Genomic DNA, 15,873 nt, shown 5'->3' on the forward strand with positions numbered 1-15,873 from the left:
CTGCTCGGCTGCTCGCGTGCCGGCTGCCGGCCGGTGCTGCGGCGGCTGTGCCGCCGCGGTGACCCTACCTCAGCGCCCGTCTCGTCAACGGGCCTTCGCGGACGCCGCTTTGGCCTGCCGGCGGGTGGGCTCGGAGGTATGCCCGGCGCCCGGGTGCTGGTGCCGTGCTGGTGGCGGGTCAGGCGGCGTAGAGGTCGAAGGTGGAGGTGCGGCGGGCGCCGGCGGTCACGTCCAGGGCGGGGTCGACGGTGAGCATCATCTGGTGCAGGCGCTGCAGTTGCGGTGAGGGCTCCACGCCGAGTTCGTCGATGAGCTGTTTGCGCAGTCTGCGGTACACGTCCAGGGCGGTGGCCTGCCGTCCGGAGCGGTAGAGGGCGACCATCGCCTGGGAGTGCAGGCCCTCGTGCTGGGGGTGACGGGCTATCAGGTCGGCGAGTTCGGCGATGAGTTCGCCGTGCCGGCCCAGGCGCAGGTCGGCGTCGATGCGCCGCTCGACGGTGACCAGGCGGGATTCCTTGAGCCGCATGATCTCGATGGAGAGGATGGATCCGGCGCGTACGTCGACCAGGGCGGGCCCGTCCCACATGTCCAGGGCGCCGCGCAGGAGGGTGGCGGCCTGGCCGTCCTCGCCCTGTTCGAAGGCGCGCTGTCCGCCGGCGACGAGTTGCTCGTAGCGGTGCAGGTCGACGGCGTCGGCGGGGATCTGCAGGACGTATCCGCCGTGCCGGGTGGCCAGGACCTCCTTGGCGTTGCCGGGGGCGTCGGGTCCCATGGCGGTGCCCAGGTGGCGGCGCAGCTGCAGGACGTAGGTCTGCAGGGTGGTCATGGCGCTCTGCGGCATGTCGGTGCCCCACAGCTCTTCCATGAGGGTGGCCACCGGCACGATCCGGCCGGGATAGAACGCGAACAGGGCAAGGAGCTGACGCGGCTTGCTCGCGGTGGGCACGATCGAGACACCGTTGACGGTGGCGCTCAAGGGCCCCAGAACCTGGATCTCCACGGTTTCCTCCCCGTACTCCATCGAGTGGCGGCCGTGCCGTTGCCCCGTCAGGGGGCGGCCTTGGCCTTCGGCACGCTAGACCCGTTTTCGGCCGCCGCCCGGATTGCTGGACCCGACCTCAAGCAGCCCTCTACACACACCCCGCAACCCGCCGTCACACACACGGACCCCCCACGGACGGCGGACGGATCCAAGAGGTGGCCCGCGGACGGGCCACGGGCCGACCTCGGGCGGAAGGAGGGTTGACGGCGGGCGGGTCAAGGGGCGGGGCGCGGACGGGCCGCGGCCGTACCGCGGGCGGGCCGGCAGGCGGGCCGGGGACGGTTCAGGGGACTTGAGAAGGCGTGCAGGCCGGTTCGAAAACCGCTGGTGGTGGCGCCCGCCGGGGGCGGGGTGCGGCTATCGTCCGCATTCCCCGGCCCGCCGCACAGGGCGCCGCCGCCGGGCGCCGTGTGCGGGCCCCGGTCATCGGCCGGGGCCGCTTCGAGTGACTCGTCGATGGAGTGGCCATGCACAGGACGCAGGAGCCGCAGGAACCGCAGGTGCGGCTGTTCGTGTTCCACCACGCCGGTGGCTCGCATCTGGCCTACCGGGACTGGCCGGCGTGTTTCCCGGCCGGCTGGCAGGTCCATCTCCCCGACGCGCCGGGCCGCGGCCCCCGGGACGGACGCCCCGCGCTGCACGACGCCACCGCCCTCGTCGACCACTACCGGCACACGCTTGACGCCACGATGAGCGGGCGTTTCGCGTTCTTCGGACACAGTCTGGGCGCCATGGTCGCCTACGAACTGACCCGCCGCCTGATCGACGAGGGCCGCACCCCGCCCCTGTGGCTCGGCATCTCGGCCCGCGACCCCTTCCCCGCCGTCCCCCAACCCCACCCTCACGGCGGCGCCGCCGCACCGAACGCCACCGGCAGAACCGGCACGGCAGGCATGGCAGGCATGGCAGGCATGGCAGGCACGGCAGGAACGGCGCCCGCAACGGATGCGCCGTTCGCGGCCGGCACTGCGTACGCGCCGTTCGGGGCCGGCGCTGCGAGGACGACGGCCGCCTCGGGCACCGCGTACGCGCCGGACACGGCATCCGCGGCGGGCACCGAGGTGACGACGCGGCAGAGGCGGGTCTCGGACGGAGCACGCATCTCGGGCAGCACCCAGGACGCAGGGCGCACCAAGGCCCGGCGGGACGACGGGAGCGCGGAGAGAGGGCGGCCGGGCGGGAGCGGGGAGAGAGGGTGCCCGGCCGGGAGCGGTGAGGCCGGGCGGGGCGGTGAGGGGGTGCCGGAGACCGTGAGTCCTGTGGGGGGTGGGGGGCGGCATCTGCTGTCGGATGCGGAACTTCGGTGCCAGTTGGCGGCGATGGGTGGCACCCCGCCGGAGGTACTGGCCCATCCGCAGTTGTGGGACCTGTTCGCGCCGGTCATCCGCGCGGATCTGCGGATCAACGAGACCTGGCGCCCCCGGCCGCCGGCTGCCCCGCTGCCGGTGCCGCTGTCGGTGTTCGGCGGCCGCCGCGACCAGGTGGCCGCGCCCCACCTGCTCGGCGGCTGGGCGCGGACCTGTGAACCCTTCCTGGGGATACGCCTGTTCGACGGCGGACACTTCTACTTCCAGGACTGCCTGCCCGACGTCGCCCGGCACATCCAGGACGACGTGCGCCGCGCCCTGCTGCACTCCCGCGCCCCCTCCGCGGTGACCTCGTGAACACCCCCGCCGGACCCGGCGCCACCGTGAACACCCCGGCCGCACCCGGTGATCCGACGAATCCCCCCGCCGCGCGTAGCGGTCCGGCAGGCGTCCGTCCAGGGCATGACGGCCCCACCGGCGCTCCGGCCGGTCACGGGCACGGGCACGGGCATGGTCACGGCGGCCCGGTGGGCTTGAAGGCCGGGTACGGGCGGGGCGGTGCGGCGGGCGGCCCGGTGGGGGACGACGGTCCGGCGGGTCGGGGCGGCGCGGTGGGGGTCCGGGCGGGGCACGGTCACGGGCGGGGCGGTGGATCGGGTGTCGTGGCCGGCGGGCGCGCGGGGGGTGGGGTGCGGGGGACGGTGAGCGAGTTCCGGCTGCTGGGCCCGGTCAGCGTGTGCGACACGGCGGGCGGGGTCATCGCGCCGAGTGGTCCCAAACAGCGGGCCCTGCTGGCCACTTTGGTCCTGCACGCGGGTCAACTGCTGTCCGTGGACCGTCTGGTGGAGGAGTTGTGGGGCAGCACGCCGCCCGCGAACGCGCCCAACGCCCTGCAGGCCCACGTCGCCCGGCTGCGCCGTCTGCTGCCCGCGCCGGGCCATGGGTGGATCAGTACCCTGCCCACCGGTTACCTGCTGGCCCCGGGCCATGCCTCGACCGACGTGGCCCGCTTCACCCGCCTGTCCGGCCAGGGCCGCGCCGCGCTGCCCCACGATCCCGGCCAGGCCGTGCAGCTCCTGCGCCGGGCCCTGTCACTGTGGCGGGGCCCGGCCCTGCAGGACAGCCGCTACGGTCCGCTGTGCACAGCGGAGGCCGACCGCCTCGAGGAGGGGCGCCTGACCGCGCTGGAAGCCCTCTACGAGGCGAGCCTGCAGTGCGGGCGCTCCATCGAGATCACCGCCTCCCTGGAACGCCTGAGCGCCGACCACCCGTTGCGCGAACGGTTCTACGACCTGCTCATGCTCGCCCTGTACCGGGGCGGCCGGCAGGCCGAGGCCCTCGGCGTCTACGAACGCGCCCGCCGCCACCTGATCACCACCCTGGGCATCGAACCCGGCCCGGCCCTACGCGCCCGCCTGGAAGCGATCCTCAACCACTCCCCCACCCTGACCCCACCCCCACACCCCCACCCCACAAACTCCCCCACCACTACCGTCCTTGCGGACCCGGAGGGCACTCCCGGCACCCCACACCGCACAAGCACTCCAAGGTCTACGGGGTCTACGGGAACTGCGTACCCGGCGGGTTCTCCGCCCCCGGGGGGTTGTTCAGGACCGGCGGATTGCTCGGAGGCCGCATGGCCGCCGGAGCCGGCCGGACTGGACGGGTTGGCAGGCCTGGACGGGTTGGCTGAGCTGGGCAGGGTGACTGAGCTGGGCGGCTGGGGCGGGGTGGCAGGCCTGGATGGGTTGGCTGAGCTGCGCGGGGTGGCTGAACTGAGCGGCTGGAGCGGTCCGGCGGGTTCTGCCGCTCTGGCCGGGGAGTTGGCGCAGTTGCGGGTCCGGATCGAGGAACTGGCGCGCGAGCAGCAGGACTTGCTCAGACGGGTCCAGCGGGAGCAGGCCGCGGCACGCTAGCGGCACGGCTCGGGTCCTGGGACTTCGGTCCTTGGACGGGGAGTCCGCTGATGCCGGTGGGGGTGGGATCGCTCCGGCATGACTCATGCGGCTGACGGCGGTGGCGGTGCGGAGGGATGTGTCGAGCAGGCGGTGATCGCGCGGTATCGGCTGACGGGCGACGGGTTCGGCGAGCCGGGCGATCGCGCTGCTGTCCGCGCGGCCCAGAGCCTCGTGAGCGAGGCGATCGAAGAAGCCGGTGCCGGTGAGTTCGACGGCAACGAGTTCGGCGGCGGCGAGGTGACACTCTTCGCCTACGGCCCTGATGCCGACGCGCTCTTCGCCGTCATGGAACCTGCTGTGCGTGGCCTGCCGTTGCGTCCGGCGCAGGTGGTCCTGCGGTACGGATCCGTCTCGGATCCCTTCGTCGCCGAGGCTCGTTCAGTTGTAGCGCGGGCCGGCGTCGCGTGCCGGACGGCCGGGGTCACGTCCTGGGTCCAGCCGCGGGATGGAAGAGCCGCGGGCGACGGGCGGCTTCGCCTCGGCAGGGCTCTCCCGCCCGGCATGTGAGGGGCTGATCGCGGCATTCCGCTCGGGGTGGCCGCGGTGGCCGGTGTCCGTTGCGGGCCCATGGGCGCGAGGTCTGCGAATGCCGGCTCGGTCCCGTTCAGCCGTGCTCCGCAGACCGGCAGGCCGGCGGGCCGGCAGGAGGACCTGCTCGACCTGGTGGTTGACGCCCCGGGCCCGGACGCCGGGATGCCCGTACGGGAAGAGGCTGCCCGCCACGGCGCAGGAGTTCGCCCCTCTGGCCTGCGGCCCGCAGGGCTTCGAGCGGGGCCAGGACCACGCGCCGGCGTGTGCGCTACCGGTGCTGAGGGCCCGGGCAGCGCCACGCCCCGGCCGGCTCCGGGGCCGTGGGCGGCCTGCCGGATTCGGGCGGGGCGAAGGCGTTCGGTACAGGCGAGCAGGCAAGCACGCGCGCGGGCGAGCACGCGGGCGGGCGGGAGCCAAGGAGCGGTGGCACGGGTCAAGGGAGCGGTGGCACGGGTCAGTCGACGCGGACCAGGCGGTCGCGTGAGGCGGCGGTGAGGGCTTCGGACCGCAGGACGTGGACGGCGGGGACGGGGGTCTCGGAGGTTTCCAGGATGGCCCGTTGCAGCCGGCGCAGTCCCGCGGAGGGCTCCAGGCCCAGATCGCGGACCAGGGCCTGACGCAGTCGCTGGTACACGCTCAATGCCTCGCCCCGGCGCCCCGAGCGGTGCAGGGCCAGCATGAACTGGCCGTGCAGGTTCTCGTGCGTGCGGTAGCGGCTCACCAGCACCGTCAGCTCGCCCAGCAGTTCACGGTGCCGGCCCAGCCGCAGGTCCGCCTCGATGCGCTGGTACAGGGCGCACAGCCGGGTCTCCTCCAGCCGGCGGACCTCCATCTCCAGCTGCGCGCCGCTCTGCACGTCCGCGAGCGCCGAACCGCTCCACAGGGCCAGCGCCTCACGCAGCAGCCGGGCCGCGCCCGCGAAGTCCTCCGCGTCCATGGCCCGGTAGCCCATCCCCGCGAGCCGCTCGAACTTCTGGACGTCGCTGGAACCGCCGCCGCCTCGCAGCAGATAGCCGCCCGGCGCCGTCACCAGCACATCCTTCGCCGACACCGACACACCGTCCTGCCCGGCGGGTTGCAGGTCCGCACAAGAGGCCGCGCCCGTCTGAAGGGCCGCTCCGATCAGCTCCCGCAACTGCAGGATGTAGGTCTGCAGCGTGGTCCGCGCCGAACGCGGCGGCCGCTGCCCCCACAACTCCTCGATCAGCAGGCCGACCGGCAGCACCCGGTCCACATGCAACGCCAGCAACGCGAGCACCTTGCGCGGCTTGGGCGCCGTCGGCATCACCGCGACCCCGTTCACCCGCACACCCAACGGACCCAGAACATCGATATCCACGCCGTATCCCCCTGCTCGTGTGTGGCCTGCATCTCCAGGCAACCCCAGTAAAAAACCAGCACTCCGGTTTGTCAATACCAGACCGGCTGTGCTGTTTCTTTACGCTCCCATCCGTTCCTCGAGCACCCCTAAAGCCGCGAGGGACTGGCCCCCAAGCGCCACAAACCCCCTCACCATCAGCACGATCACGGACAAAGCGAGGCGAAAACCCCGCCGTTGTCCGGCAGTTCTCGAGGGATCCAAGAACTCCGGACGCCCAGGTAAACAGCCAATACGGTCTGTTAGGGGATCGGGCTCGACACCACCCCAACACTCCACCGCACACCATCCCGACCGCCGCCTACACACCCGCCCGTCCGCCTGGAGGACCGGATCTGTACCTCCAACTCCGGCCGCTGGACAGGAATCACCGCGAGCAGCGAGACAGGACCCGGGGATGGGCACGTATCGCGTTCGCGTCTCGTGCGCCAACATCCCTTGCCCCGGGGGGCAGACTGGCCCGACCACGTCCCCGTCAGCAGGCAAGTCCATCCACGCCCGCCGACCACCACCCTCAACGCCGGAACCCCTGCACACCTCACGCCCCGCGCCCCGCACCCCGCACCCCGCACGACCCAACGACCCAACGACCCAACGACCCAACAGTGGAGCTGACGGGTGGCGGGCGACCGGTGGCCGGCGGCGGGGCGCTGCCCGTTCCGCGTCCGGCGTTCGGCCAGTTGCCCGTCCTCGCGGCGCGGTCGGGCTTTTGACGTGGCGTCCGAGGCCCGGGCCGCCCAGGCCGGCATGCCCCGGGCACCGGGCTTGCGGACGCGGAGTCCCGGGCGCAGCGGCGCGGGTTCCGCCGGCCTGGCCGTCCAGCCACGACGGTGGCGTCGGTGGCTGTGGGCATGGCGTCGGCGGCGACGGCGCTCGCGGCAGGCGACACCGCAGCGGGCGGGGGTGCCCGGGGGGGCGGGGGCAAGGCGTGGTGGTGGTCGTGGGGCTGCAAAGAACATGCTGCGCTTTTGCCGCAACTCGGCCGTGAGACCGGCGAGTTGGTCTTGACGCGTTCTTAACGGCCCCTCGACGCGGTGCAGCCGGCGTCACGGCCGCGCCGGAGGCACGGGCGGGGGGTGCAAAGGCCCGGCGTGACCGGGGTGCGGGGCGGAGCCGGGTAGCGGCCGGGGCGGGTGATCCGGCCGGAAAGGGGGAGGCCGGACCAACAGCCGGTCCGTCCGTGGCCGGTTCTGCCGGGGCCGGGTGACCCGCCGAGGTTCCGGCCGGCGGGCTCTCTGGGATCATGGCCGGCGCAGCACATTGGGGGATGTGGTTCCTGCGGGAGCGGTCCGGTGTGAACCGGCCGCCCTCTTCCTTTCCAGCAAAGAAACCGCCACGCTGGTTTTATAGTTACCTGCACCGTGCAGCAGCCTTCCCCGAGGAGTTCCCCGCATGAAGCAGCAACGTGCCGTACGCACCCGTGACGCGCTCATCCGCTCCGCGGCCGAGACGTTCGAGAGCCGCGGCTACGTCCAGGCGAAGCTCGCGGAGATCAGCTCCCGGGCCGGGGTGAGCGCGGGCGCCCTGCACTTCCACTTCCCCAACAAGGCCGCGGTGGCCGCCACCGTCGAGGCCACCGCGGCCGCCGCCCTGCGGCGCGCGGCCCACGCGGCACAACTGCCGGGCATGAACCCGCTGCAGCGCCTCACCGCCGCCTCACACGCGCTGGCCGGACTACTGCAGGCCGACGTCGTGGCGCGGGCGGGTTTCCACCTCAGCTGCCACGCGCAGCACCGCACAGGAGCGGACCTGCGCGCCGAATGGCACGCCTGGGTGAGCCGGCAACTCGCCGAGGCCGAAGCGCAGCACCTGCTCGCCGAGCACGTGCGGGCCCATGACGTCGCCCTCGCGGTCACGGCGGCGACCACCGGCATCGAGGCCCTGGCCGGCACCGACCCCGGGTGGCTCTCCCCCGCCGCACTGACCCGGTTCTGGCACTTCCTGCTGCCCTGCCTGGCCCGGCCCGAAGCACTGACCACACTGCAGAGCGACCTCCGCACACGCACCGCCTGACACACCACCACCCACCAACCCGCACCCCGTCCCGTCACGACACGACACGACACGGCGCAGCCCGACGTGCCGCGAGGCCGCAGGGCCGCGGGACCGCAGCGCAGCGGGGCGGCGGGACAGGAACAGGCGCGGGGGCTGGGGCGGAGCGGGGCGGGACAGGAGCGCTGGGACGGGGCAGGCGGCGGGTGGGGGGCCGACAAGCGCATCACCGCCCAGCTCTCCCGGGGCAGCTGGCGCATCACCGCCCCGCTGCCCGCGGTACAGGGGCAGGCGCACACCAGCCGCCGCAAGCCGCCCGCGGCACAGCCCGACGTACCGCGGCCGACGCGCCGCGGACGGCGGACGGCGGAGGGCGGACGGCGGACGGCGGGCGGCGGACGGCGGACGGCGGACGGCGGGCGGCGGGCGGCGGGCGGCGGGCGGCGGAGGGTGGGCGGCGGGCGGCGGGCGGCGGGCGGCGGAGGGTGGGGCAGGAGCAGCGCGGTGGGGCCGTCACGCCACCGCTCACATCGCTGCGGTGCGACGGTGGGGTTGCCGCACCGCCCGGCCGCTCCCGGGCGCAGGCACACCCCTGCCGCGACCACCCCGGGCCAGATGTCTGCGCACACCCCCGCCGCCCATGCCGCCACCACCCAATCCCCAGTCCCCTGCCCCCCAGCCGGGAGGAGGCAGCGCGCCGTCACCGAACATCCCCTCGGGGGGCCAGAGTTGTCAGCGCGCCCCGCTGCCGGCTTCTCCCGCGCCGGACGGGAGGCGGCGGCGGTCACCACCACCGCCCGCCCACCGGGGGGCGGGGTCAGTGCCCTGCTGTCGAGCCGCCCGCCTGCAGGACCCTGCGGACCGGGGGCGGAACGAGGGCGGGCAGCACCAGCGTCCAGAAGCCGGTCAGGGGATCCGGTGCCAGCCATACCGGATCCTGCGCGCCCAGCACTTCGAAGCCGACCGTCGCCGCCACCACCACCACCGCCGCGTCCCGCGCCGACACCCCCGAAGCAAGCACACCCCGCGCCCCGGCCACACTCAGCACCTCGTGCACCCAGCCGCTCCACACCCCCCGCAGGCCACCACCCACATGCGGCCACCCGCCCGGCGGGCCCTCACCCCCCATACGCCGCCCGGCACTTCCCCGCCCCACGGGCCCCTGCTCCGCCGCGTGTTCACCCACCGGCCGCTCGCCCCACGCACCGTCCAGGCCGAAACCGGCACGCAGCACCACATCGCGGGAAAGACCACGCACCAACAGATGCGTGGTGTCGATCAACTGCTGCAGCTCCCCCACCCCGACCGGCCCCCCACCCCCACCAGAAACCGGTACGGCCCCCGGCACGGACACCGGGGAGGGAGCCGGCCCGGAGACTGGAGAGGGAGCCGGTTCGAAGGCCGGTGATCCGGAACCCGCGACGCGCTCACCCTTCGCACCCCGCGTCGCCCGCGCGACCGCACCCCCACCCCCGTCCGCACCCTCGTCTTCGTGGCCGCCCCCGTGACCGTGACCGTCCCCGCCCCCGTGTCCGTGTCCGTGTCCGTGGCTGTGTCCGTGGCTGTGGGCGTCCACGTGCCCGTCAGCGTCCGGGCGGGTCGCTGTCCGTGCGTCGATGATCCGCCGCAACCGTGACAGGGCGGCGTGGGTGACCGCGTCGGCCAGGTCGGCCTTGGTGGCGAAGTGGAAGTACAGGGCGCCGGCGCTGACCTGTGCCTTCGCCGTGACGGCCGCCAGTGACGTGACCTCGTAGCCGTCCCGGTCGAAGAGCTGCGCGGCCGCCTCGATGAGTGCCTCACGGGTGCGCACTGCGCGTTCCTGTCGGGTCATCACGGCTCCGCCGATGCACTGGGAGGGGGCCGCGCATACACGCGACACAAAGATCATCGGGCCTCGTCCTCGAGAACCGCTCGAGGCCGCCCAACAACCCCCTACAGACCCCCTCCACCCCCAACCCCGCACCACCCCCGAAAGAAACGGGCACACACCCCCGCACACCCCCCGGCCCCGCCCAGCCCCGGACCGCCCCCAAGCAGCCCGCGGCGCAGACCCCGGGCCGCCACTCCCCCGACACCCCCGCACCCCCCGGGCGTTGCCCATCAGCAGGCAGCCGGCCCACGAGACCGGAAAGGAGCACCCGCCCGCCACCCCGCCCGCGCTAGCGTTGAGCCAGCCCGGCACCCGTTCCGGCCCCACCGGCCGGAAGGAAACGCTCCATTTCACGCCAGCGGGCAGTGCACCTTCAACGCTAGAAACTAAACCGGTTGGTCTGTATGTTGAGGCACCTGAGGCGCTCGGCCCGGTCCGGCGCATCATCTCGTTGCCATCCAGGGGGATCAGACATGTCCACGAACACGTTCCACCCCGCACCAGGCACCTCGCACCGCATACCCGCCGGCCGACCGCCGCAGGATGCCAGGCCCGCGCCCGCCGCACCCACCACGATGCGGCTCACCTGCACGGTGCCCAAGGAATTCGTCCACCGGGCCGCACTCGCCGAAGTCCTGCTCACCGGCCACACCCGCCTGGCCGACAACCGCTTCCAGGTCACCGCCCAGTGGCCCCGCAGCCACAGCTTCTACACCCCCCTCGCAGGAACCCACCACGACCCCCTGCTCGCCGCAGAAACGATCAGGCAGGTCGGAGCCTTCCTCCCCCACGCCGAGTTCGGCGTGCCCATCGGCCACCAGTTCCTCATGCGCACCTTCCACCTGCAGGTCGACCCCGCCCACCTGCACGTCGGCGCCACCCCCGCCGACCTCGACATCGACGTCACCTTCCACGACATCCGCACCCGCGGCACCACCCACACCGCCGCCCGCTACGACGCCGTCATCCGCCGCCACGGCGACACCGTCGCCACCGGCAGCTTCACCTACACCTGCATCACCCCCCAGGCCTACCGCCGCCTGCGCGGCAACCACGGCCACCTCCACACCCCCCTCACCGCCCCCCTGCCCCCGCAAAGCGTCGGACGCCTCTCCCCCACCGACGTCGTCCTCTCCCCCACCACCACCCCCAACACCTGGCAACTACGCATCGACACCCGCCACCCCGTCCTCTTCGACCACCCCGTCGACCACGCCCCCGGCATGCTCCTCGCCGAAGCCGCCCGCCAGGCCGCCATCGCCGCAACCCCCCACACCACCCCCCTCATCCCCACCCACATCCACAGCACCTACCACCACTACGTCGAACTCGACACCCCCTGCCACATCCACGCCGAACCCCTCGCCCCCACCCCCCACGGCCACCACACCAAAATCACCGGCACCCAGAACGGCAAAGAAATGTTCCACACCACCCTCACCACCACCCCCCTCTAAACCCCACCCCCACCCCACCCCAACAGGGCCAAGCCGCACAGAACACAAGCAGCACACGCAACAGAGCCGAGCAGAACAGAGCAGAACGAGAACGCGGACGAGGACGAGGACGAGGACGAAGCAGGACAAGGGCTGGACAAGGGCAGGACGAGGGCGATACACGACCCACCCCGAACTCCAGCCCCAGCAACCTCCGCCACCGGCCCCAGCCCCAGCCCCACAGGACTCGAGCCACCGGCTCTCACTCACCCAACGGCCCGGACACCGGCCCCGCACCGGTCCCGGACACCGACTCCGACTCCGCGACAGCCCCACCCGCCAGAACGGTCCAGAAACAGACCAGCACGGCACCCCTCCCCGCAACACCCCAGGCCCGGCACAGGACAGGTCCCACACCTGAACCCCAGCGCCGGGCCTCCGCCGTCCCCCACACACCCCACGCACCCCGTGCACCGCAGGCACCGCAGGCACCGCAGGCACCGCCCAGGACAGGACCCCCGCCACACCGAGCCCGACCCGACCAACAGACAGACGCCCCCACCCGCACCCGCAGCCGCACCCACACCCGGCGTGCCTGCTCCGCCCCGAACACCGATACCAGGCAGAGCAGTTCACGCCCAACCGGCCCCAGCACACACCACACCCGGAGCACACCGAACCCACCCCGACCACCCGGCTCCCGGCACAACAGCCCTACAGCCGCGCACGAGCAGAAGCGAGATCAGGAGCAGGAGCAGGAGCAGGAGCAGGAGCAGGTCACCGCCACCGCGAAAAGCCCACCCCTACGCATAAAACTGCACAAAATGGCCACACTCGAACCAAACCAGCACCAACCAAGCCCACCCCCCGCCCCCACCACCGCGACCACACCCCCCACGACCCCACGACACCCCACCACCAAGCCGCTAAGATACGAACTTGACGGTTTTTTTTACGCGCCTCCCCAGGCACCACACACCCGAAGGCGACACCCCATGGCCAAACAAGACCGCGCCATCCGCACCCGACACACCATCCTCGTCGCCGCAGCATCAGTCTTCGAAGAACGCGGCTACCAAGCCGCCACCATCACCGACATCCTCACCACCGCCGGCGTCACCAAAGGCGCCCTCTACTTCCACTTCCAATCCAAAGAAGACCTCGCCTACGGCGTCATGGCCGCCCAAGGCCGCCACATGGGCACCGTCCCACCCCGCACCTGCAAAACCCAAGAAGTCGTCGACACCGTCCTCCTCCAGACCTACCGCCTCCAAAAAGACCCCATGGTCCGCGCCGGCGTCCGCCTCGCCATGGACCAACAAGCAACCGAACTCGACCGCGGCACCAGCTTCCAAGAATGGAGCCACGGCATGACCACCCTCCTCACCCAAGCCAAACAACAAGGAGAACTCCTCCCCCACATCAACCCCACCGACACCGCCGACCTCCTCGTCGGCGCCTACGCCGGCATCCAAGCCATGTCCCAAGCCATCACCAACTACACCGACCTCGACCACCGCACCACCACCCTCCTCACCCACACCCTCCCCAACATCATCCACCCACCCATCCTCACCACCCTCGACCTCACCCCCCAACGCGGCAAAACCACCTACACCGAAATCGAACAACTCCACAACACCACCCCCGACACACCGACCACCACACCCGCCTGACCCACAACCACCCCCCACCCGCCCTACCACAACCGCCCAGCGCCCAGGCATGCCACAACCACCAGGCGCCGAAGAAAGCTGAGACGGTTCATCGGTACCGACCGCAATACCGAGTTGATACAGGTGAGTCGCTGCACGCCGGACTCTGCGCCGCACGACGACACAGACACATACCCCGGCGAAGACAACACACCAGAGCAGCAGAAAAGCCCGACCAACGCCCAAGCCGGCACCCGTCAAAACACCGGCGCGTGCCCTCAGCCCGAAGCCACGGACCACGCGAGCGAAGAACCGGAGTAGCCGCACCACGCTCAGCCGCTTCCCCGTCGATCTCCGTGGCAACGCACTCGCCCCGCGTCAGCGGCAGGACGCCTCGTGCTGGAAGCTTCCGCCCATCAGCTCTATGTGTTCCGTGGCCGTGGCACGACCGCGGGCGACGGTGACGGTGACTCGTCCGGCCGTCGGTTCCGAGAGGTCGAAGGCGTAGAGGGCACGCCGACCGCCCAGGACGGGCGGCAGCCGGCGGACCGTGACCGGTCTGCCGTTGCACGTCACCGACCTGACGACCTCACGGTCCGCGCCGAACACATGGACCTCGGCGAACGTGTACGTACCGAGCAACGCAACGAGCGCGGGATGGACCGACAACGCCGTGTCGCCACTGTCGGGAAGACACGACATCGAGCTGAACCCGCCCGCCGTGGCAGCCGAACCCGAGCAGAAACGCCCATCGGCGGACTCCCAGACAAACGCGGCGGCGCTCCCGCCGACAGCGGCAGTGGACATCCCCTCCGGGCCCGGACGGTCCTCAATGGACAGGTGTGCCGTGAGGTTGGCTCCGGACGCGTCAACCACGTGGCCCCGGTCGGCCGTAGCGGCCCGCGGCGACGCCGAACGCGTCGAGGAGACACCCGGTGACGGTCCCACCCCCGACGGACCACCCCCCGCGGCACAAGCCACCGCCGGGAACAGCAGCGCGCCGGACACAACACGTGCGAGAAGCCTGTTCATGTTCCCCCGCCGGCCCACGTCAGTACCCGCAGGGTAGCCTCCGAGACCAGAAACTGTCAGCGGTCCACAGCCGCACGGACCCGCTGAGAGCGCAGTTGCTGGCCCACAACACCAACTACCCGGCTCAGACACCCTCTTGACCCTTGACGTCCAAGGCCGTCCCGTACAGACGCTCCACCCGCAGCCGAATAACGACTCTGCGCTCCTCAACCAACTGCTCGAAGAACGCATCCTCGTCCTCCGGCCTCGCAACCGACGGAACCATCGCAAGCAACTCCCGCCCCACCGCATCACCGGGAACCACCGTCATCCCGGAAACCTCAGCCGCCCCCTCAGCCACGGCAAACGACCAAACATCGCCACCCTGCGCATGCAGCGCCGCGCGCGGGTTACGACGCAAATGCTCGACCTTGACTCGATCAGACGTGGTGGACAACCGCACGATGCGAGCCTCGGCATCCCAGGAATAGAGCATCGTCGTCACATGCGGATACCCACTCCGCTTCACCGTCGCAAGAGTCCCGAACCGCTGCCCCGCAAGCACAGCAGAAAGTGCTTCATCGGACAGAGAACGAGGCGCAGGTCCTTGAGTCATGCCGCAAACAACCCCTGCCATCTCCCCCATATTCCACACCCGCTGCCCGCTGCCCGCTGCACCTGATCCGCCACGATCCACTCAGCGTCCCTCACCACGCGCCGCCAGATGTGATGGATACAGAGCCGGGGCGGTCCGCCGCTGGGGTTTCCCAGACACTCCATCGTGCCGATGAGCAGACCCAGCACTCCACCCACCCCGCCCAGAAACCTCGTTGCGACTGACCGGCATCAGATGTCTCATTGGACGGCCACCCATCACGGGACGGAACATGAGCACTTCCCTGCCCACCCCCACACCCCTCGCCTCCGACTGCGCCCCTTCGCAGAAGCGGACGCGAACGACCTCTTCACGCTGCACAGCAGCGCCTACGTCCTGCGCTACTGGGACTCACCACCCTGGACCGAACACGTGCGCGCCCAGAAGTTCATTACCGATTGCCGGCAGATGGCACAGCAAGGCACCGGGACGCGACTGGCCGTCGACCGCCTCACCGACGGAGCATTCATCGGCTGGTGCAGCCTCAACGGATGGAACCCGGACCACCGCAGCGCCTCACTCGGCTACTGCTACAACAAAAACGCGTGGGGCCACGGCTACGCCACCGAGACCGCACACGCCGTACTGCAATGGGCATTCCACACACTCGACCTCAACCGCGTCCAAGCCGAAACCGACACACGCAACACCGCATCCGCCCGCGTACTGGAAAAACTCGGCTTCACACACGAAGGAACACTCCGAGAAAACTGCATCGCAAACAGCGACGTCTCCGACACATGGATCTACGGACTCATCAAACGAGACTGGCAACCATCACCCCAACCCACTCCCACCCACTGAACCCCCACCCCCCACGCCAGACGCCGCCCCCGGCCTACCAATGAGACCGGAACCCCGATCACCAGCGCCCACCAGCTGAAGACACCCCCGACCAACCCACCGACAACCGTGCTAGGTCGTGTCTTCAAAAGATCTTGAGTGGTGGATCATGGTTGGGTGATACGTCGCCATGAACTGTCCGATGAGGAGTGGGAGTTCGTCCGGCCGCTGCTGCCTGAGTGTTTGCGTGGGCGC

The 15,873-nt window shown here is 71.4% G+C and carries 11 protein-coding genes and 1 pseudogene; 7 read left to right on the plus strand and 5 right to left on the minus strand.

The features are described 5' to 3' along the window. Window positions 1-178 precede the first annotated feature (178 nt). The gene (locus ABZT74_RS28445) at window positions 179-1,000 is read right to left on the minus strand and encodes an AfsR/SARP family transcriptional regulator (protein ID WP_356439306.1); all 822 of its coding nucleotides are present in this window, start codon (window positions 998-1,000) and stop codon (window positions 179-181) included. Window positions 1,001-1,509: 509 nt separating this feature from the next. Between ABZT74_RS28445 and ABZT74_RS28450 the strand changes: the two genes are divergently transcribed. The 3 genes from ABZT74_RS28450 (at window position 1,510) to ABZT74_RS28460 (ending at window position 4,814) form a co-directional block, all read left to right on the plus strand. After that, window positions 1,510-2,706, plus strand: a complete 1,197-nt coding sequence (locus ABZT74_RS28450; protein ID WP_356439308.1) for a thioesterase domain-containing protein — start codon at window positions 1,510-1,512, stop codon at window positions 2,704-2,706. Between the two features lie 344 nt (window positions 2,707-3,050). Continuing rightward, window positions 3,051-4,265 (plus strand): BTAD domain-containing putative transcriptional regulator, encoded by a 1,215-nt coding sequence (locus ABZT74_RS28455; RefSeq protein ID WP_356439310.1) that lies wholly within the window; start codon window positions 3,051-3,053, stop codon window positions 4,263-4,265. 78 nt (window positions 4,266-4,343) lie between these two features. Continuing rightward, entirely contained in the window at window positions 4,344-4,814 is a 471-nt protein-coding gene (locus ABZT74_RS28460; RefSeq protein WP_356439312.1) for a hypothetical protein, read from the plus strand. A 478-nt stretch (window positions 4,815-5,292) separates the two neighbouring features. Here ABZT74_RS28460 and ABZT74_RS28465 read toward each other — a convergent pair whose 3' ends face one another. Next, a complete protein-coding gene (locus ABZT74_RS28465) occupies window positions 5,293-6,177 on the minus strand; it encodes an AfsR/SARP family transcriptional regulator (protein WP_356439315.1) in 885 nt (294 codons plus the stop codon). Between the two features lie 1,431 nt (window positions 6,178-7,608). Between ABZT74_RS28465 and ABZT74_RS28470 the strand changes: the two genes are divergently transcribed. Further along, window positions 7,609-8,229 carry a ScbR family autoregulator-binding transcription factor gene (locus tag ABZT74_RS28470; protein ID WP_356439318.1) on the plus strand — a complete coding sequence of 207 codons (621 nt, stop codon included), beginning with the start codon at window positions 7,609-7,611 and terminating at the stop codon, window positions 8,227-8,229. A 796-nt stretch (window positions 8,230-9,025) separates the two neighbouring features. Here ABZT74_RS28470 and ABZT74_RS28475 read toward each other — a convergent pair. Further along, complete coding sequence (locus ABZT74_RS28475; RefSeq protein WP_356439321.1) at window positions 9,026-10,039, minus strand: TetR/AcrR family transcriptional regulator; 1,014 nt, start codon at window positions 10,037-10,039, stop codon at window positions 9,026-9,028. Window positions 10,040-10,551: 512 nt separating this feature from the next. Between ABZT74_RS28475 and ABZT74_RS28480 the strand changes: the two genes are divergently transcribed. Next, entirely contained in the window at window positions 10,552-11,535 is a 984-nt protein-coding gene (locus ABZT74_RS28480; protein WP_356439324.1) for a ScbA/BarX family gamma-butyrolactone biosynthesis protein, read from the plus strand. A gap of 974 nt (window positions 11,536-12,509) precedes the next feature. Continuing rightward, window positions 12,510-13,190, plus strand: coding sequence for a ScbR family autoregulator-binding transcription factor (locus ABZT74_RS28485; protein ID WP_356439327.1), 681 nt, complete (start codon window positions 12,510-12,512; stop codon window positions 13,188-13,190). A gap of 357 nt (window positions 13,191-13,547) precedes the next feature. On the opposite strand, the gene ABZT74_RS28490 is transcribed toward ABZT74_RS28485, so the two are convergent. Then, window positions 13,548-13,976, minus strand: a complete 429-nt coding sequence (locus tag ABZT74_RS28490) for a hypothetical protein (protein WP_356439330.1) — start codon at window positions 13,974-13,976, stop codon at window positions 13,548-13,550. A gap of 349 nt (window positions 13,977-14,325) precedes the next feature. Then, window positions 14,326-14,796, minus strand: coding sequence for a TIGR03618 family F420-dependent PPOX class oxidoreductase (locus ABZT74_RS28495; RefSeq protein WP_356439335.1), 471 nt, complete (start codon window positions 14,794-14,796; stop codon window positions 14,326-14,328). Between the two features lie 271 nt (window positions 14,797-15,067). On the opposite strand from ABZT74_RS28495, the pseudogene ABZT74_RS28500 reads away from it, so the two are divergent. Next, window positions 15,068-15,639: pseudogene (locus ABZT74_RS28500) on the plus strand (GNAT family N-acetyltransferase). Window positions 15,640-15,873: the final 234 nt, after the last annotated feature.

It is taken from the genome of Streptomyces sp. NPDC005302, assembly GCF_040607345.1.
Taxonomy (GTDB): Bacteria; Actinomycetota; Actinomycetes; order Streptomycetales; family Streptomycetaceae; genus Streptomyces.